Source organism: Cupriavidus pampae (assembly GCF_914271485.1).
In the GTDB taxonomy this organism is placed as follows: Bacteria; Pseudomonadota; Gammaproteobacteria; order Burkholderiales; family Burkholderiaceae; genus Cupriavidus; species Cupriavidus pampae.
This window is the reverse complement of sequence record NZ_CAJZAG010000002.1, coordinates 305,413-322,944: the sequence shown is the minus strand read 5'-3', so window position 1 is coordinate 322,944 and position 17,532 is coordinate 305,413. Positions and strand designations below refer to the sequence as shown.

Here is a 17,532-nt window from a genome sequence, read left to right as displayed (position 1 = left end):
GTCAGGTATCTCAGGTGTGTGGGGTCAGTCCATCGGCAAGGCTCAGCCGATAAGCGCGCCATCCCGGCAGCAACGATGCCAGCGCGCCCGCGGCGATAATCGCGCCGAGTAGCGGAAGCTCGCTCGCCTGCGGCCATGCCACCGGCAATGCCACGCCCAGCGTAGCCTGCAGCCACGGCGCCATCGCCACGGACAATCCGGTCAGCAGCACGTAACCTGCCAGCGTACCGACCAGCATCAGGCAGAAACCCTCCGCGGCCAGCAACATCAGCAGATCCAGCGGTCGCGCGCCCACCGCGCGCAGGATTGCGAGCTCGCGGCGGCGTTCGCCGAGCGCGGCGAGAATCGACGACACCAGTCCTGCAAGTCCCACCGCCATCACCAGTGCCGACATCAGCAGCATGCCTTTCTCGCCGATGCTGATCAGATCCCACAGTTCGTCGAGCGCAACGCCGGGCAACACCGCCATCAGCGGCTCCTTCGCATCGTTCGCAATCTCGCGCTGCATGGCGAAGACGCGCGAGCGCAGCTTCAATCCGACCAGTAGCCCGGTGACATGCTTGGGCGTCAGATCGAATTTCCTGACCAGTTGCTGCGGAATGGACATGCCCGGAATCGGCGCGCCGGCTTGCCAGTCGAGGTGAATCGCCTCCATCGCTTCGAGCGTGATGTGAACGGTACGATCGACCGGTGTCCCCGTGGGCGCGAGAATGCCAGTCACCACAAACGGCTTGTCGGCATGGTCGTGATGCTCGCCCAGCGGCCCATGATCATGGTGGTCGTCGTCGCCATCGCTATCGCCATGACTCAGCACGATGCGATCGCCAACGTGATAGTGCAGCGCCCGTGCCACTTCGGCCCCAATCACCGCATCGAACAATCCATCGGGCCGCGCATCGAGCGGCTTGCCCTCGACAATCCGCAGTGGATGCTGCGCGCCATAGCGAAAATGCGCGAAGTAGTCGCCATTGGTGGCCAGCACCGGAAAGCCATGATGCGAATCGCCAAGCGATACAGGAATCGTCCACGCCACCAGCGGATGCGCGGCAATGCGGCGCGCGCTGTCCCAGCTCATGTCGTTGGTCGCGCCGCCGAGCCGGAATACGGTATAGAGCATCAGCTGCATCGGACTGCCGCGCGCGCCGACGATCAGGTCCGTGCCCGACACCGATTGCGAAAACCCCTCACGTACCTGTTGGCGGATACGCTCCACGCCCAGCAGCAGGGCGGTCGATAGCGCGATAGCCACCACCATCAGCAGCAGGTTGTAACGCCGATTCCACGCGCTGCGCGCCGCCAGTCCGAGCAACGTCATACCGCAGCCTCCGTCGCCGGCGCGGGCATGGCGAAGCGCCGATCGAAATGCGCGGCGAGCCGTTCGTCATGACTCACGAAGACGAGACTCGCGCCAACCGCCTTGCACTCGCGTTGCAGCAGATCCATAAACGCGGCCTGCCGCGCGGCATCGAGCGCGGACGTCGGCTCATCGGCAAGAATCAGTTGCGGCCGGCCCAGCAAGGCGCGTGCGGCAGCCACACGCTGTTGCTGGCCCACGGAGAGCTGGGAGGCGGGGCGATGCCACAACGCCTCTGGCAGATCGAGCCGGCCCAGCAGCATCGCAGCCGCGGCGGACGGCGTGGCGCCTTGCTCGCGCGATCGGTCCCTGCGCGCGGCCGAGAACTTGCAGGCAAGCAGCACGTTGTCGAGCACCGACAGGTAAGGCAGCAGGTTCAGTTGCTGAAAGATGATGCCCATGTGGTCCGCGCGGAAACGGTCGCGCCGCGCCCCGGAGAGCGTCTGCAACGCGGTGCCGCCGAGCACGACCTGCCCTTCACTGGGCACAAGCACCCCCGCCAGCAGACCGAGCAACGTGCTCTTGCCGCTGCCGCTCGCACCGGAGACGAACACGTGCTCTCCGGCCGCGACGTCGAAGCGGTCGAGGCGCACGCACGCCTCGCGCTGACCCGGCCAGGCAAAGGCGATATCGCGCAGCATCACCAGCGGGGAAGGCACGGCAACAGGAGGAGACATGGGCCGACGGCTCGAAGAATGCTTGAACAGCTCGCAAGCGTAATGCAACCAAGTTGCAATGTCGAACGTTATTTGTGATGGGCAAAGGCCAGCGCGTATGCTGGCAGTGGCGGGTGGCCGTACGCGGACAGGCCGCCGCAACGACAAGCCAAGGAGACACGACGTGATAAGCAAGAACACGATCTGTTTGTGGTACGACGGTGGCGCCGAAGAGGCGGCCAACTTCTATGCAGCAACCTTCCCCGACAGCAGCGTCGGACCGGTTCATCGCGCGCCCAGCGACTATCCTTCCGGGAAAGAGGGCGATGTCCTTACCGTCGAGTTCACGGTGGCCGGCATCCCCTGCATCGGCCTCAACGGCGGCCCCGAGCTCAAGCACAACGAGTCGTTCTCGTTCCAGATCGCCACCGACGATCAGGCCGAAACTGACCGGTTATGGAACGCGATCGTTAACAATGGCGGGCAGGAAAGCGTGTGCGGGTGGTGCAAGGACAAATGGGGCATCTCGTGGCAGATCACGCCACGCGTGCTGACACAGGCCTTTACCGACAAGGATCGCGCGGCAGCCAAGCGTGCCTTCGAGGCCATGATGAAGATGACCAAGATCGACGTGGCCGCGATTGAAAAGGCCTACAGAGGTTGAAGGCGTAGGGAGAAAAGTAGGGAGGGGGTATTCCCTACGCGGGACCGATGTCCCACGCGCACGGGCACGTTGCCGTGCGCTCCCGGCCGGAACCGGGACGCTCGCCTCATGTTGCGATTTGACTGTTTACCGACAATAGCTCCACGGTTCGGCCACAGGCCAGCCGTAATCCCTTACCGATTGGAGTTTGCGTTGGAGTCGTCGAGATGTCGAAGCTTGCCAAAACCCTGTTTGTCCTTTCCACCATGACCTTTGGTCTCACCCAGGCTGCACACGCCGCATTTAGCGATTCGTTCGTACCGGCGGGTGCGTCCACCAAGCATGTGAGCATGACCACGTGCAAGCGGGGCGGCTTCGATCCGTACACGGACGGCACGCGAATGGGACCGCGTGACCCGTACACCGACGGCGGCAATCACATCGGTGCGCGCGACACCTACACCGACGGTGCGCGCAGTGTCGGCACGATGGGCGAGTGCGCCTCGCACGCGGCCTGAAATCTGAGCAACACACCGCCGGCAACCTTCGTCGGCGGTTGCATCACGCTAGCGTTTCTTGTCGCTACGCGCCTCAACCGCATCGAGCAGATTGTCCCGCAGCAAAACAATTGATTTTTGCAGGCGCTCGACGTCTTTCGGGCCAAGCCGCAGGGCCTCACTCAGCGTCGCCTCCATCTGCTTCTCGCGCAACTGACGACCACTCTTCGTCAGCGTCACCCGCACCAGCCGTTCGTCCTCGGTGTCTCGCCGGCGCTCCACGTAGCCCATGGCCTCGAGCTTCTTGAGCAATGGCGTCAACGTATTGGATTCCAGGAACATCTTCTCGCCGAGGCTGCCGACGGTCTGGTTGTCCTCCTCCCACAACGCGACGATCGCGATGTATTGCGGGTAGGTCAGTCCCAGTTGCTCGAGCACGGGTTTGTAGACCTTGCCGAACGCAAGATTCGCGGAGTACACCGCGAAGCACAGGAAATCTGAAAGACGCGTGACGTCGTTGGAGGAAGATTTCATCGCATGTCCCCGTAGAGACCAGTCGGTTTTACAAGCGGATGCGATTCTATCGCATCCGCTTGATACCTTACGACTTTAGTCGGTCACGACAGTCAGCGCAACGTCGATATTGCCGCGGGTTGCCTTCGAGTACGGGCAGATAGTGTCGGCGGTATGCGCCATTTCGGTCGCTACGTCATGGTCGATGCCGGGCGCGCGCACATTGATCCGCGCCTGCAGGAAGTATTCCTTGCCGGTCATGCCGAGATCGACCTCGATCTCGACGGCCAGATCGGCCGGCAGCGTGACCTTCCGTTCCGCCGCGACGATGCCAAGCGCGGCGGTATAACAGGCGGACCATGCGCCCGCGAACAGTTGCTCGGCCAGCGGATGCGACGGCGTGGCCAGGAACTCGTAGGCGACCGGTGCGTTCTTGCCCGGCGAGAGCTTGATATCGAGATTGCCGTGCGGGGCATTGGGGGTGGTGTGCGTGGTGTGAGTCTTGCCGGTGAACAGCACCTTGTCGATCTTGGTCATGTGTGTCTCTATGTCTAAAAGTAATTGAGGAACATCGCCCCATATTCAATCGCATGCGATCGAAGCGGATACGATGGAACGGAGAATGGTCGACGAAAGATCCGCTGTCAAGGAGAAATCGTGCGAGGAGACGTGCGCGGCGCTGAATGCTTGCCGCACGTGGCGCGAGGGACGCCTGCGCGCGGTTCACAACCTTTAACCGACGTCCCAGCACCAGACGCAGCCGACTCGGAGTAAGGTTCAGTCTGGCGGCGTGGGCCGCACAACCTGTACTGGAGCCGTCATGACCAGCACGACCCCAACGACGCCGACTACCAGCGATATTCCTGACTCGATGTCGTCGCGGCGCCATCAGATGTTCATGAAGATCTCCGAACCCGAACTCGCGCGGATCGGACGCTTTGGCACACTGCGCTGCTATGGGCCCGGCAAGCACCTCGAGTGCACCGGCGTGCGGACGGCGGGCATGTTCGTGATCCTCAGCGGCACGGTGCAGATCAACCAGCGAGATGGCCTGGGCAATACGCGGCCGTTGGCGCAGTTCGTGCGCGGCGACTTTGCAGCGGAACTTGCTGCCATGTCTGGCAAGCCATCGCTCGTGGATGCGGTGGCGATCGATCACGTCGAGACCTTGCTGGTCTCGCCGCAGCAACTCCGCGCGATGATTGTCGAAGAGGCGGATCTCGGCGAGCACCTGATTCGGGCGCTGATCCTGCGCCGCGTATCGCTGATCGAATGGGGCGAGAGCGGTCCGGTGCTGATCGGACGTCCCGGCTCGGGCAGCCTGCTCCATCTGGAAAGCTTTCTGCGGATGAACGGCGAGCCGTATCGCGTGGTCGATGCGCGCGAAGATGCCGGCGCGGCCGCGCTGATCGAGCAATATGGCGCGGCGGGAGACGATCCCGTCGTCGTGTGCCCCAACGGCGCGGTGCTGGTCAATCCCACGGAAACCGAGCTGGCCCGCTGCATGGGCATGATCGAAACTCATGAGCGGACCGAGGTGTTCGACGTGGCGGTCGTGGGTGCGGGGCCGGCCGGACTGGCCACAGCGGTGTATGCCGCGTCCGAGGGACTACACGTGGTGGTGCTGGATCGGCGCGCCTATGGCGGCCAGGCTGGCGCGAGCGCGCGCATCGAGAACTATCTGGGTTTTCCGACCGGTATCTCCGGGGCCGCATTGACCGGACGCGCCCACGTGCAGGCCGAGAAGTTCGGCGCAGAGTTGTGGATTCCGTCCGAAGTACGATCGCTCGACTGCGCGCGCACGGGACCCGAGAACGCGATGCAGATCGAGTTGACCGATGGCCGCCATCTGCGCGTGCGGACGGTTGTTATCGCCAGTGGCGCGCGCTATCGCCGCCCCAATGTGCCGATGCTGTCGGACTTCGAAGGGCGCGGCGTCTTTTACTGGGCTTCGGCCATCGAGGCGCGCAGCTGCGCGCATGCGGAAATCGTGCTGGTCGGTGGCGGCAACTCGGCGGGACAGGCCGCGGTCTTCCTGTCGCAACATGCGGGCAAGGTCAATGTGCTGGTGCGCGGACCGGGACTCGCGGCGACGATGTCGCGCTATCTGATCGACCGCATTGCCGCCACGCCGAATATCGAGGTGCTGCCGCATACGGAAGTCGTCGCGCTGCACAAGGGCTCATGCGATGGCCTGGTCGGCGTGACGTGGCAGAACCGGCAGACCGGCATCGAGACGCGACGCGATATTCGCAACGTGTTCCTGTTCGTCGGCGCGGAGCCGGAAACGCGCTGGCTCGAAGGGTGCGATGTGACGACCGATCGTTCGGGTTTCGTGCGCACTGGTGCGGCGGCAATCGATAGCCCGCTCGATCGGCATCCGGCCGCGCTTGAGACTTGCGTGCCGGGCGTGTTCGCGGTGGGCGATGTGCGCTCGGGCTCGGTCAAACGCGTCGGCGGCGCGATCGGGGAGGGCGCTGCTGTAGTGGCGCAGATCCACGAATTTCTCGCGCTCGCGGACGCGGAGGCTGCGGCAACGGCGATGGAGGTCGTGCCTGCGACCGCTACGGTATAGACCTCAGCGCGCCTGCAAAATTGTTTCGATCTTCTGCGCCGTCAGCCGCAATGCGGGCAGGAAGCGTTTTTCCAGAAACGCCTGATCGCGGCTGCCGAGCACCATGCTCAGCCCCACACCGGCCACCACCTTGCCGGTGTGGTCGTGCAGCGGCACCGAGATGCCCGCGAACCCATCGACGAGCTCACTGATCAGCGTGCAATGTCCCTCGCTGCGAATCTGCGTGAGCGTGCGCGCGAGCGTCTGGCGCGACGTCACCGTGAACGGCGTCAGCTTGCGCAACTCCGCCTGCCGCAGATAGATCTCGCGCGCCTCGTCATCAAGGCCGGCCAGCAGCACACGCCCGAGCGAATGCGCGTACGCGGGCATGCGGCGGCCGATCGCGATATCCACACGCAATAGCTGGCTCGGCTCCTCGCGCGCGACCAACACCACCGACTCGTGGTCGAGCATGCCGATCGAGCAGCTTTCGCCAACCTCGGCGCACAACGCCTGCAGATAGGGCCGCGCCATCTGCGGCAGATTCATCGACGCAAAGTACGCATAGCCGAGGTCCATCACCTTCGGCGTCAGCACGAACTTGCGGCCCTGCTGCGCCAGGTAGCCGTTATGCACCAGCGTCAGCAGCAATCGACGCGCGGCGGCACGCGTGACTTCAAGCTGCTCCGCCACCTCCTGCATCGTCAGTCCATCCACGCCGCTCGCATACAGGCGCAGTAGCGCCAGTCCCTTGGTCAGGGAATCGAGCAACTCGTCTTTCTTGGGCGCTTCCAGAGTGTCTTCTGTGGCGGTAGCGACGGTGCGTGGCATGTCGGATCGATCCGGTCGAGTTTTGGATATAGGGGCGGTATACGGGTCAGACCGAACTTGCATCTGGCCGTCCGATCCGTATGATAGTTGGTTTCCGAACAAATGTTCGCAGATTACAAAATCGGGAGACAGGCATGAAGGTCATCACGACCGCGCAGGCGGCGGAACTCGTGCAGAGCGGGTGGACCGTGGCCAGCGCGGGCTTTGTCGGCGCCGGCCATGCGGAAGGCGTTACCGAGGCGCTGGAGCGACGCTTTCTGCAGGGCGGAATGCCGCAGGATCTGACGCTGGTCTATTCGGCAGGACAGGGCGATCGCGGCGCGCGGGGCGTGAACCACTTCGGCAACGCGGGCATGACGCGCGCGATCGTCGGCGGCCACTGGCGTTCGGCCACGCGCCTGGCCACGCTGGCAATGCAGGAGCAATGCGAGGGCTATAACCTGCCGCAGGGCGTGCTTACGCATCTGTATCGCGCCATTGCGGGTGGCAAGCCCGGCGTGATGACGAAGATCGGGCTGCATACGTTTGTCGATCCACGCACGGCCCAGGATGCGCGCTATCACGGCGGCGCCATCAACGCGCGCGCCCGCGCGGCGATTGTCGAAGGCACGGCCAACTGGGTGGAGGCGATCGACTTCCGCGGCGACGAATACCTGTTCTATCCGAGCTTCCGCATCGATTGCGCGCTGATCCGCTGCACCGCGGCCGACACGCGCGGCAATCTGAGCACGCATCGCGAAGCGTTCCACCATGAGTTGCTGGCGATGGCACAGGCCGCGCACAACTCGGGCGGCATCGTTATCGCGCAGGTGGAGTCGCTCGTCGATTATCACGAGAACCTGCAGGCGATTCATGTGCCGGGCATTCTGGTCGACTACGTGGTGGTCAGCGAAGCGCCCGAGCATCACCAGATGACGTTTGCCGAACCGTACAACGAAGCCTACGTACGGCCGTGGCGTGGCGAAGCCGCGCACGCCGCCGAGGTGGCGCAGGAAGCGGAGGCATTGCACGCGGCTTCGGCGGTGCTCGACGCGCGCACGATCGTGCAACGCCGCGCGGTGATGGAGCTGGCCAGGCGCGCGCCGCGCGTGGTCAACCTCGGCGTAGGCATGCCGGCCGCGGTCGGCGCGCTTGCCCATCAGGCCGGGCTCGATGGTTTTACGCTGACCGTTGAAGCGGGACCGATCGGTGGCACGCCCGCCGATGGACTGAGCTTTGGCGCTTCGGCCTATCCCGAGGCCGTGATCGACCAACCCGCGCAGTTCGACTTCTATGAAGGCGGCGGCATCGACCTCGCCATCCTCGGTCTCGCCGAACTCGATGGCCACGGCAACGTCAACGTAAGCAAGTTTGGCGAAGGCGAGGGTGCGCTCATTGCAGGCGTGGGCGGCTTTATCAACATCACGCAGAGTGCGCGCGCGGTGGTGTTCATGGGCACGCTGACCGCGGGCGGCCTCGAGATCGCGGCAGAGCGCGTTGACGGCAGCGAGCGGTTGACCATCGTCAAGGAAGGCCGCGTCAAGAAGATCGTGCCCGAGGTTTTGCACCTGAGCTTCAACGGTCCTTACGTGGCATCGCTCGGCATTCCCGTGATCTACGTGACCGAGCGCGCGGTGTTCGAGATGCGCACCGACCTACAAGGCGAATCGCGCCTGACGCTGGTGGAAATCGCGCCGGGCATCGACCTGCAACGCGATGTGCTCGACCAGTGCGCGACGCCGATTGCGGTGGCCGACGATTTGAAGCTGATGGATGCGCGGCTGTTTCAGCCCGGCGTGATGAAGCTGCATACCACGACCACAACGACGACCCCACAACAACGATAAGTCAACGAGATGACACTTGGAGGAAACAATATGAAGTCCCATCAAGCGCGTCGTATGACGCTCTCTATGCTGGCGATCGCAGCGGCCGCCACCGTCATGCCATTTGCCGCGGCGCCCGCGTTGGCGCAGGGCACGTCCTATCCGGCCGACAAGGCCATCCGCCTGGTCGTGCCGTTCCCCGCAGGCGGCCCTACCGACACGGCCGCGCGCATCATCGGCCAGAAAATGGGCGAGACGCTGAAGACCACGATCGTGATCGACAATCGTCCGGGCGCATCGGGCACCATTGGCACGGAAACCGTCGCCAAGGCGGCGCCCGATGGCTACACGCTGGTGATGCTGGCCACGCCGACGCTGCTTGCCCCGCATCTGCTGCCGCGCAAGGGCTATGACATCTTCAAGGACTTTACGCCGGTCGGGAATGCGTACGAACTGCCGATCGTGATGGTGGTGAACCCGCAGGCGCTACCCGATGTCACGGATTTGCAGCAATACATCGCCAAAGCCAAGGCCGCGCCCGGGCAGACCAACTACACCAGCGCGGGCAATGGCAGCTTCGGCCATCTGTCGACCGAGCTGCTGAAGAACCTCGGTCACTTCGATGTGCAGCACGTGCCGTACAAGGGCAGCGCGCCTGCGATTTCCGATCTGCTCGCCGGTCAGGTGCCGATGATGTTCTCCGACATGATCGCCGCGCTGCCGCATATCAAGGCCGGCAAGCTGCGCCCGATCGCGGTGGGCTCGAGCAAGCGCGTGTCGTTCGCGCCCGACGTGAGAACCGTGGCCGAGCAAGGCTTCCCGGGCTTCGATGCATCTTCCTGGGGCGGCCTGCTGGTACCGGCCGGCACGCCAAAGGACATCGTCGCCAAGCTCTCCGACGCGCTGAAGGGCGCCTTGGCCGATTCCGCGGTGCAACAGAAAATGCTCGGCGCGGGCACGGTGGCTTCGTATCTGCCGCCCGATCAACTCGCTTCGCGGATGCAGACCGACTATGCCAAGTGGGGCAAGGTGATCAAGGACAACAATATTCGCAGCGACTGAACGGACGCCTCGTTGTTTGACGTCCCAGATGCGTAACAGCCCACAACACCATACACTGGCGGGCTGAAGCTGTTTTCGTCGCGCGACACAACAACGAGGATGACCATGACAACGATCGATGTGAAGGTTCCCCAGCTCTCCGAATCGGTAGCGGAAGCGACCCTGCTTCAATGGAAGAAGAAGGTCGGCGAAGCGGTCGGACAGGATGAGATCCTCATCGAGATCGAGACGGACAAGGTAACGCTGGAAGTGCCGAGCCCCGGCGCAGGCGTATTGGTAAAGATCGTGCAGCCCGATGGGGCCACGGTGCGCGCAGATGAGGTGATTGCGGTGGTCGATACTGAGGGTAAGGCGACTGCGGCGGCTCCGGCTGCTGCGCCGGCTTCCGCTCCGGCGGCTGCGGCCCCGGCACCCGCAGCTTCGGCCGCCGCGCCCGCTCCTGCCGCATCGGCTGCTGCACCGGCTGTCAGCGCCGCGGCCAAGGTCGATTACGACGTGATCGTGATCGGTGGCGGACCGGGCGGGTATATCGCCGCGATCCGTGCCGCCCAGCTTGGCCGCCGTGTGGCATGCGTCGAAGAATGGCTCGATGGCGCCGGCAAGCCGCGCCTTGGCGGCACCTGCCTCAACGTCGGCTGCATCCCGAGCAAGGCCTTGCTGGCCTCGTCGGAGAACTTCGAGCAGGCGCAGCATGGCATGGCCGAGCACGGCGTTCGCGTGCAGGGCGTGTCGCTGGATCTGCCGCAAATGCTCAAGCGCAAGGACGCGATCGTCGACAAGTTCACGGGCGGCGTCGAATTCCTGTTCAAGAAGAACAAGGTCACCTGGCTCAAGGGCCATGGCAAGTTCGGCAAGCGGGCGGCCGATGGCGCGTTTGTGGTCGAGGTGACGGAAGGCGGTAAAACCCAGTCGCATACCGCGCGCGATGTGATCATCGCCACGGGCTCCAAGGCTCGCCATCTGCCGAATGTGCCGGTGGACAACAAGATCGTGTCGGACAACGAGGGCGCGCTGGCATTCGATTCGGTGCCAAAGCGCCTCGCGGTGATCGGCGCGGGCGTGATCGGACTCGAGCTCGGTTCGGTATGGCGCCGCCTCGGCTCCGAAGTCACGCTACTGGAAGCGCTGCCGTCGTTCCTGCCGACCGTCGACGAAGGCGTCGCGAAAGAAGCGGCCAAGAGCTTCAAGAAGCAGGGCCTGACGATTGAGCTTGGCGTGAAGATTGGCGAGATCTCGGCCACGGGCAAGGGCGTCAAGATTGCCTATCAGGACAAGGACGGTAAGGACCACAAGCTGGAAGCGGATCGCCTGATCGTGTCGATTGGCCGCGTGCCGAACACCGATAACCTTGGGCTCGATCAGGTGGGCCTGGCCGCCGATCAACGCGGTTTTGTTCCCGTGGACGACCACTGCCGCACGTCGGTGCCGGGCATCTATGCCATCGGTGACGTAGTACGCGGGCCGATGCTCGCGCATAAGGCGGAAGATGAAGGCGTGCTGGTCGCCGAGGTCATCGACGGCCAGAAGCCGCATATCGACTACAACTGCATCCCGTGGGTTATCTACACCGAGCCCGAGATTGCATGGGTCGGCAAGACCGAGGCGCAGCTCAAGGCCGAAGGCCGCGAGTATCGCGCGGGTCAGTTCCCGATGGCCGTGAACGGCCGCGCGCTTGGCCTCGGGCACGCTGAAGGCTTCGTGAAGATGCTCGCCGATGCGAAGACCGACGAGATCCTCGGCGTGCATATCGTGTCGACCAACGCCTCGGACCTGATCGCCGAGGCTGTGGTGGCCATGGAGTTCAAGGCTGCGTCTGAAGACATCGGCATGATCAGCCACGCGCATCCGTCTCTGCCGGAGGCGATGCGCGAGGCGGCACTGGCCGTGCGCAAGCGTTCGTTGAATATGTAAGGGCTGGGGGTGCCCGCTCACGCGATCGGCAAGATCAGTGAAACGGCACCCACATCATCTTGACCTCGACGTTGAGCAGGCCCGACTGTACGGTCGGATCGTCCGTCGCGATCTTGGTCGCTTCGGCGAGATCCTTCGCCTTGAAGATGGTCATGCCGCCATCGTCCAGCACACCGGCGAGGCCGCCGGCTTCTTTCATAAACGGGCCGCTCAGCACGGTCAGGCCCTTGTCGTGCATGTCGATCATGTAGGCCACGTGGACACCGAAGTCGGGCTGCTCGTTGTACTTCACGCCCGGTACCCACTTCGGGCCCGGCGTCTGGAACGCGACAAAATAATGCGGGCCGTTTTCGTCAACCATTTTCCACTCCTTGCAGACTTGTCTGGAATGCGCCGGAACGATTCCGGGCGCGTTGGAAACAAGATAGGGCGGTGAGGGCGGGAGCGGTAGAGGGTGGGGCGGCATAGCACGTATGCCAACGCCGAATGGTTTAGCGGGTCGTCTATCGAATCGCGAGAAGCGGGTCTGCCGCGAACAACTCCGCAAGGAAATCCACAAACACCCGCGTGCGCGCGGGCAGTCGCCGACTACCGGGCCAAACAGCGCTGATAGGAAACGGCGCGGGTCGGAAGTCTTCGAGCAGAGGTGTCAGCCTGCCTTCCGCAATATCACGCGCATACAACCAGCCGGCGTTATGCCCAATCCCCAGCCCGGCAAGCACGGCAGCCCGCACGTATTCCGCGTCATTGCTCCGCACCGGCCCCATCGGCACATGTTCAATCGCGCCGCCAGGACAAGCAAATGGCCAGGGCCGCGGCACATCCCGCGACATCATGGCAATGCAATGGTGGTCCGCCAGATCCTCAACCGTTCGCGGAACGCCGGCGCGCTCGACATAACCCGGCGCCGCCACGGTAGCGTACTGCGTACTCCCAACCTGCCGCGCAATCTCGGTAGAGTCCGCCAGCGGCCCGATACGAATCGCCAGATCAATACCAGCTTCAATGAGGTTGACGTAACGCTGGTCCACACTGAACTCAACGGACACATCGGGATACCGCGCGAAGAACTGTGGCAGATAAGGAACGATCTGCATGCGCCCAAACGCCGGTGACAATGCCACCCGCACCACCCCAGCAGGCGCCGCCTCACCACCAACCACGCGCGACTCCACCTCATCCACGCGCTCAACAACCTCGATGGCCCCTTCATAGAAGCTCTGCCCCGCCTCGGTAAGGCTCAAAAGCCGAGAGCTCCGATGCAACAACTGCGCCCCCAACCGCTCCTCAAGACCCGCAACAATCTTGCTAGCCGTCGGCTGACTAATCCCCGCAGCCCGCGCGGCCTTCGAGAAGTTGCCAGTCTCGACAACGCGAATGAACAACCGCATGACATCGATCCGGTCCATCGATCTTCTCCCGGTGCACAAAATCAATTATCTTGTCGTGCGGCTGCACAGCGGCACCGAAAGTTGCACAAAAACGCTTACGATCGCCGCCAAGTGCTCAAAATCGATTACGGCTGCTCAAAATCGATTACAAATCGCTCGCGCTGCTCAAAATCAATTATCTTGTGCCTCTTAAGTTGCTTTTGTCACCACTGAGCGGACGCCCGAGCCGTCTTGAACGACCACGAGAGGTTCACCGGCGTGCCAGCCCGCGTGCCAGAAAATGTGGCGGTGTAGGTCTCCCTTGCCGCTAGCGGCGCGATTGGCAGCAGGAATGCCGCATTGTTTCGCACAAAGGCGTCAGCCACACCGTCTGAACCGCTGGCCTTTGCCCCCAAAGACACCAGCAACCGCGCTGGCACTTCCGCTCCGCTGGAATCCACCACCTTGAACGCGCCAACGGATAACACCTCCCCAAACGCGCCGTTCGCATAGACCATCAGCGGACGACCTGGCGTTTTGAGGTCCGGCGCAGGATCTGGCGATTCGCTGTCGCCATTGAAGCTCGGATCAACATCCGTTTCACCGCTGCGGGGCACCGTGACAATGGTCTTCGCGTCGAACTGCTGCCCACCGACATAGGGCACCCCATTCGGTGCGGGATCCGCCTGCGCTGCGGTGAGCGTGCCAAAATTCAGCACGCACAGGTTCAGGCCGAGGCTGCCCCTCTGGCTATATCCGACCCCGACCGACTCCTGATTGCCAACCAGCGACTGCAAGTGGTAGACCGTGTGATACCACTGGCGGAAACATCGTTGGCCGATATCGTTGTCGTTACCGCCTTTGGCAGCGGCAACCGCCTCGCCAACCCACTGTGCCGCAGGTGCGCCAGCCTTGCGCGCCCGTAGCAGCGGGCTGGCGCCATAAAAATCCGGGTGTTCGGCCGCCTCGTCGTGCTGGGATAGATTGTTGCTGCTCAGGTAAGCCGCGTGGGCCTGCGCCGCAGTGTCGAGGCTTGTATCCTGCCTGAGCAGGCCAACGCCAAGCTCTTGCCGTAGCGAATTGATGGCCATAAACAAGGCCAGGTGCCCCGAGCCCGCGGCGTAGCTAGGCTCGCCTACGCTTATCTGAAGAGCGAGGTCCGCGGGCGCTGCCGTAGATTGAGCGGCTGAAGGAGTTTCACTGACAGTCGCGGAGGCCGCAGCCACACCGCTCCACAATGCGCTTGCAGCAAGCGCCGCCGTACAGAACGCTTTTTTGTTCATTCTTCTGCGTGTTCTTGACCAAATAGCTGAAGTGCCGTCTCGAATTAACGGTTACGCAGGAAGTTTTTTTAGTCGCGTCTCGAATGTAAATTGCCGTCTGTTGTTGCAAATTGACGACGCTTAATCGCGCGGGGGCCGCTTCACGAGTCCCTTTAGAGTGCGCGGGCGCTGTGGATTTTGACGGTAAGCCTCAAGCTCTCTCCGACGTTGTATCTGTGCCCCCCTTGGCGTTCTCCCCCCTTGGAGCCTAACGAATGCTGCTTGCCGATCCTCAAGAAAAACTAACAAATTCTGTCAGTTGTGTGTCCGCGCCCCTACCGGCGTGGATAACGAAACGGATGGATACCCACTTTGTTGACCGATTGGAAAAGCTATGGGGAGGGGATCATTTACTGCACGGTCGCACTCCAAATCCGGATGCGCTGCATCTGAGCAGCAATGACTATCTATGTCTGCTCGGGGAACGGAAGTTGGTGGAAGCCCAAGCGCGGGCAATGCTCGATGAGCAACCGGAATTGCTGATGTCTTCCGTGTTTCGCCACGGCGATACGCCCCAGCAGCGGCTCGAGCGCAAGCTCGCGGCGCTGATGGACGCTGAGGACGGCCTGATTGCGCAATCCGGTTGGGCTGCCAACGTGGGGCTGGTGCAATGTATTGCCGGGCCCGGCGTGCCGGTGTACATCGACATGAATGCGCACGCGTCGCTGTGGGAAGGTATCAGTGCCGCGGGCGCTCAGGCCGTACCGATCCGACACAATGACTTCGCCCACGCGGAACGCCAGATCGAGCGTATCGGACCGGGGGTGATCATGGTGGACTCGGTCTACAGCACGACCGGAAGCGTTGCCCCGATAGAGGAGTTTGTCCGGGTCGCTGAAACCACGGGTTCTGTCCTGGTCGTCGATGAATCCCACTCGCTGGGAACCCACGGGCCCTTTGGCGGCGGCTTGGTGCCTGCGCTGGGCCTGTCCGAACGCGTCCATTTCCGTACGGCTTCGCTTGCCAAGGCGTTCGGGGGGCGCGCCGGCTATGTCGCGTGCTCGACCCAGTTCAAGGATTTCTTTGCCGTCGAGGCCCGTCCGGCCATTTTCAGCTCCGGCCTGTTGCGCCATGAGATTGCATGGTTTGACGCCGCCGCAGATTTCATTGCCCAGGCCGAGGACCGCCGCCAGCAGTTGCATGCCATTACCCGATCGACCAGAGCTGCCATTACAGAGCTGGGATACAACATCAGCGACGGGTCCGAGCAGATCATCGGGCTCGAGGCCGGGACCGAACCACAGGTCATGGTGCTGCGGAATGCCTTGCAACGACATGGCATCTTCGGCGCGGTTTTCTGTTCGCCTGCTACCCCCAAAAATAGGGCATTGATGCGCCTTACGCTGCATGCGAAACTGACTGCCTCTGAAATCGAGCGTCTGGTTACAGTTCTGGCGGCGATCCGAGATGAAGTCAGGCTGGACGAATGGTCCTCAACGCGCAGGGCGCGCCGCGGTCCATCCAGTCCAGCAAGCGGAGCACAGCCATAATCCCTCTAGGAGTCGACGCTGGACATGGAAGCAACGCGAGAGCAGGCCGGCGCAGAATCCGTTGCGACACGGCTGGCGAAGAGTGCAAGGCGCGCCGTATTCGAAACCGCATCGCGAACCACGCTTCTGGACGAGGAAAGCGTGGTGCGTCTGCGTCGGATTCAGATGGTGGGCGCACTCGGGGTTATCGGGCATCCGCTGTATTTCGTCATCTGGTCTTACGTCTTCCCTCAGGCTTACGAGAATCTCTGGCTAAGACTGATCTGTACCGCGCTGTTCGTCCCGTTGCTGTTTGCCTCGGCACTCTCGCACAAACGATGGTTGCCAACCTACGCGCTGTTCGCGATCACCGTGGGCATGCCGTTCGCATTTATCTTCTTGTATTTAGAGAATCATGGCTCGCTGGTTTGGGCGGAGTCCGTGATCATTGCTGTTGTGGTGCTCTACCATTTCAGTTCAGCCTTCGCGACGGTGGCGCTCCTCTCCGGGGCCGTCGGTGCGTTTGTGATGTTTGTATTGGCAGGGCACTCGCTCAGCGGAATTCCATGGCAGCCATTGCTGCTCCAGTTGCCGATCATCGCGTTCGTCATCGCCGTTCTTATTGTCATCAAGCTCGACCGCCAGTTGCTTCTGGAAGAGAAGCGTCGAGGGATGGCGGTCGCACTGGCCACGGTTGCGCACGAGCTGCGAACGCCGCTGGCAAGTCTGACGATGACAGCCGCTGGGTTGAAGAATCGTTTGCCGACGGTTCTCGATGCGCAATCGGAACAATGCGAGGCGCTGCTCCAGGCCGTTGCGCGGCTACAGACTGATGTTGCGTATGTCAGCAACAGTATCGAATTGCTGGTGGCGAACTCGAAGGACCCAAAGTCGGCCAGACAAGAGGCGTTCGATCTGAACGGCTCGATTCGCGACAGCATTGCCAGATTTCCATTCGAGCCCGCGTACCGGGATGTGGTGACCATCGAGGAATGCGGGCATGCGCTGGTCATGGGCAACGCCCAACTGTTCGAACTGGTCATCACGAACCTGACCAAGAACGCGCTCGAGGCGATCAAGCGGGCCGGCAAGGGCCAGATCCGCATTCGATGCGAGACGAGGGAAGATGGCGTCTTTATCCTGTTTCGAGATACCGCCACAGGTGTCTCGCCGCTCGTGCTCGCAAAGATGTTCCAGCCGTTCTTCTCCTATCCGGCAGATCGCGGCACGGGTATCGGATTGGCGTTTTGCCGCGATGTCCTCAGAAGCTGGGGCGCCTCGATCGCCTGCAGATCGGTGGAGTTCGAGTTTACGGAGTTCGAACTTCAGTTTCCGAGGTTGAGTTCGTAGTGATGACATTCACTTTCTAGTGTGCAACCTGCGGTGAAACTCATCATGGCATGTCAAACTTTGGTTCTGAAGAGCCGTTGAGTTACGTCGTCGAAGAGGTGCAGGACCCTGATGCGGGCATGATGCCAGTTAGAGTGATACGTCGAGAGTTCGCTTTTCTGAGCTTCCCGCGATCTACGAAATTTCGGTATCAAT

At 62.5% G+C, this 17,532-nt stretch carries 16 protein-coding genes; 8 read left to right on the top strand and 8 right to left on the bottom strand.

Going from position 1 to position 17,532, the window contains the following annotated elements; translation table 11 throughout:
* Positions 1 to 10: 10 nt before the first annotated feature.
* Positions 11 to 1,315, bottom strand: a complete 1,305-nt coding sequence (locus LDO41_RS05725; protein WP_223983070.1) for an ABC transporter permease — start codon at positions 1,313 to 1,315, stop codon at positions 11 to 13.
* Complete coding sequence (locus LDO41_RS05720; RefSeq protein WP_223983067.1) at positions 1,312 to 2,031, bottom strand: ABC transporter ATP-binding protein; 720 nt, start codon at positions 2,029 to 2,031, stop codon at positions 1,312 to 1,314. Before LDO41_RS05720 ends, LDO41_RS05725 begins: the two co-directional genes overlap by 4 nt.
* 163 nt (positions 2,032 to 2,194) lie before the next feature.
* Between LDO41_RS05720 and LDO41_RS05715 the strand changes: the two genes are divergently transcribed.
* Together LDO41_RS05715 and LDO41_RS05710 are read left to right on the top strand one after the other, a co-directional pair.
* Positions 2,195 to 2,674: a VOC family protein gene (locus tag LDO41_RS05715; protein WP_223983064.1), complete on the top strand. Its 480-nt coding sequence runs from the start codon at positions 2,195 to 2,197 to the stop codon at positions 2,672 to 2,674.
* Positions 2,675 to 2,880: 206 nt separating this feature from the next.
* Positions 2,881 to 3,171 carry a hypothetical protein gene (locus LDO41_RS05710; RefSeq protein WP_223983061.1) on the top strand — a complete coding sequence of 97 codons (291 nt, stop codon included), beginning with the start codon at positions 2,881 to 2,883 and terminating at the stop codon, positions 3,169 to 3,171.
* Between the two features lie 48 nt (positions 3,172 to 3,219).
* Here the strand turns inward: LDO41_RS05710 and LDO41_RS05705 are convergent, their stop codons facing one another.
* Positions 3,220 to 3,684, bottom strand: coding sequence for a MarR family winged helix-turn-helix transcriptional regulator (locus LDO41_RS05705; protein WP_223983059.1), 465 nt, complete (start codon positions 3,682 to 3,684; stop codon positions 3,220 to 3,222).
* Positions 3,685 to 3,759: 75 nt separating this feature from the next.
* Entirely contained in the window at positions 3,760 to 4,200 is a 441-nt protein-coding gene (locus tag LDO41_RS05700; RefSeq protein ID WP_223983057.1) for an Ohr family peroxiredoxin, read from the bottom strand.
* 283 nt (positions 4,201 to 4,483) lie between these two features.
* Here LDO41_RS05700 and LDO41_RS05695 point away from each other — a divergent pair, with 283 nt between their 5' ends.
* Positions 4,484 to 6,238 carry an FAD-dependent oxidoreductase gene (locus LDO41_RS05695; RefSeq protein WP_223983055.1) on the top strand — a complete coding sequence of 585 codons (1,755 nt, stop codon included), beginning with the start codon at positions 4,484 to 4,486 and terminating at the stop codon, positions 6,236 to 6,238.
* 3 nt (positions 6,239 to 6,241) lie between these two features.
* On the opposite strand, the gene LDO41_RS05690 is transcribed toward LDO41_RS05695, so the two are convergent.
* Positions 6,242 to 7,048, bottom strand: a complete 807-nt coding sequence (locus LDO41_RS05690) for an IclR family transcriptional regulator domain-containing protein (RefSeq protein WP_223983053.1) — start codon at positions 7,046 to 7,048, stop codon at positions 6,242 to 6,244.
* A gap of 134 nt (positions 7,049 to 7,182) precedes the next feature.
* Here LDO41_RS05690 and LDO41_RS05685 point away from each other — a divergent pair, with 134 nt between their 5' ends.
* The 3 genes from LDO41_RS05685 (at position 7,183) to lpdA (ending at position 11,826) form a co-directional block, all read left to right on the top strand.
* Positions 7,183 to 8,874, top strand: a complete 1,692-nt coding sequence (locus tag LDO41_RS05685; RefSeq protein WP_223983051.1) for an acyl CoA:acetate/3-ketoacid CoA transferase — start codon at positions 7,183 to 7,185, stop codon at positions 8,872 to 8,874.
* 54 nt (positions 8,875 to 8,928) lie between these two features.
* Positions 8,929 to 9,915: a Bug family tripartite tricarboxylate transporter substrate binding protein gene (locus LDO41_RS05680; protein WP_377741451.1), complete on the top strand. Its 987-nt coding sequence runs from the start codon at positions 8,929 to 8,931 to the stop codon at positions 9,913 to 9,915.
* Positions 9,916 to 10,020: 105 nt separating this feature from the next.
* Positions 10,021 to 11,826 (top strand): dihydrolipoyl dehydrogenase, encoded by a 1,806-nt coding sequence (lpdA, locus tag LDO41_RS05670; RefSeq protein ID WP_377741338.1) that lies wholly within the window; start codon positions 10,021 to 10,023, stop codon positions 11,824 to 11,826.
* 34 nt (positions 11,827 to 11,860) lie between these two features.
* Here lpdA and LDO41_RS05665 read toward each other — a convergent pair whose 3' ends face one another.
* The 3 genes from LDO41_RS05665 to LDO41_RS05655 all read right to left on the bottom strand — a co-directional run bounded on the left by LDO41_RS05665 (position 11,861) and on the right by LDO41_RS05655 (position 14,287).
* Positions 11,861 to 12,187: a YciI family protein gene (locus LDO41_RS05665; protein ID WP_223983049.1), complete on the bottom strand. Its 327-nt coding sequence runs from the start codon at positions 12,185 to 12,187 to the stop codon at positions 11,861 to 11,863.
* Between the two features lie 142 nt (positions 12,188 to 12,329).
* Entirely contained in the window at positions 12,330 to 13,235 is a 906-nt protein-coding gene (locus LDO41_RS05660; protein ID WP_223983047.1) for a LysR family transcriptional regulator, read from the bottom strand.
* 185 nt (positions 13,236 to 13,420) lie between these two features.
* Entirely contained in the window at positions 13,421 to 14,287 is an 867-nt protein-coding gene (locus LDO41_RS05655; RefSeq protein ID WP_223983045.1) for a CAP domain-containing protein, read from the bottom strand.
* A 446-nt stretch (positions 14,288 to 14,733) separates the two neighbouring features.
* Between LDO41_RS05655 and cqsA the strand changes: the two genes are divergently transcribed.
* Together cqsA and LDO41_RS05645 are read left to right on the top strand one after the other, a co-directional pair.
* Positions 14,734 to 16,008, top strand: coding sequence for an alpha-hydroxyketone-type quorum-sensing autoinducer synthase (gene cqsA, locus LDO41_RS05650; RefSeq protein ID WP_223983043.1), 1,275 nt, complete (start codon positions 14,734 to 14,736; stop codon positions 16,006 to 16,008).
* 24 nt (positions 16,009 to 16,032) lie between these two features.
* Positions 16,033 to 17,337 (top strand): sensor histidine kinase, encoded by a 1,305-nt coding sequence (locus LDO41_RS05645; protein ID WP_223983041.1) that lies wholly within the window; start codon positions 16,033 to 16,035, stop codon positions 17,335 to 17,337.
* Positions 17,338 to 17,532 lie beyond the last annotated feature (195 nt).

Excerpts from the sequence above, each read along its gene's own strand:
- LDO41_RS05725 (WP_223983070.1), bottom strand. The coding sequence starts at position 1,315 with ATGACGTTGCTCGGACTGGCGGCGCGCAGCGCGTGGAATCGGCGTTAC.
- LDO41_RS05720 (WP_223983067.1), bottom strand. The coding sequence starts at position 2,031 with ATGTCTCCTCCTGTTGCCGTGCCTTCCCCGCTGGTGATGCTGCGCGAT.
- LDO41_RS05710 (WP_223983061.1), top strand. The coding sequence starts at position 2,881 with ATGTCGAAGCTTGCCAAAACCCTGTTTGTCCTTTCCACCATGACCTTT.
- LDO41_RS05705 (WP_223983059.1), bottom strand. The coding sequence starts at position 3,684 with ATGAAATCTTCCTCCAACGACGTCACGCGTCTTTCAGATTTCCTGTGC.
- LDO41_RS05700 (WP_223983057.1), bottom strand. The coding sequence starts at position 4,200 with ATGACCAAGATCGACAAGGTGCTGTTCACCGGCAAGACTCACACCACG.
- LDO41_RS05695 (WP_223983055.1), top strand. The coding sequence starts at position 4,484 with ATGACCAGCACGACCCCAACGACGCCGACTACCAGCGATATTCCTGAC.
- LDO41_RS05690 (WP_223983053.1), bottom strand. The coding sequence starts at position 7,048 with ATGCCACGCACCGTCGCTACCGCCACAGAAGACACTCTGGAAGCGCCC.
- LDO41_RS05685 (WP_223983051.1), top strand. The coding sequence starts at position 7,183 with ATGAAGGTCATCACGACCGCGCAGGCGGCGGAACTCGTGCAGAGCGGG.
- LDO41_RS05680 (WP_377741451.1), top strand. The coding sequence starts at position 8,929 with ATGACGCTCTCTATGCTGGCGATCGCAGCGGCCGCCACCGTCATGCCA.
- lpdA (WP_377741338.1), top strand. The coding sequence starts at position 10,021 with ATGACAACGATCGATGTGAAGGTTCCCCAGCTCTCCGAATCGGTAGCG.
- LDO41_RS05665 (WP_223983049.1), bottom strand. The coding sequence starts at position 12,187 with ATGGTTGACGAAAACGGCCCGCATTATTTTGTCGCGTTCCAGACGCCG.
- LDO41_RS05660 (WP_223983047.1), bottom strand. The coding sequence starts at position 13,235 with ATGGACCGGATCGATGTCATGCGGTTGTTCATTCGCGTTGTCGAGACT.
- LDO41_RS05655 (WP_223983045.1), bottom strand. The coding sequence starts at position 14,287 with ATGGCCATCAATTCGCTACGGCAAGAGCTTGGCGTTGGCCTGCTCAGG.
- cqsA (WP_223983043.1), top strand. The coding sequence starts at position 14,734 with ATGCTGCTTGCCGATCCTCAAGAAAAACTAACAAATTCTGTCAGTTGT.
- LDO41_RS05645 (WP_223983041.1), top strand. The coding sequence starts at position 16,033 with ATGGAAGCAACGCGAGAGCAGGCCGGCGCAGAATCCGTTGCGACACGG.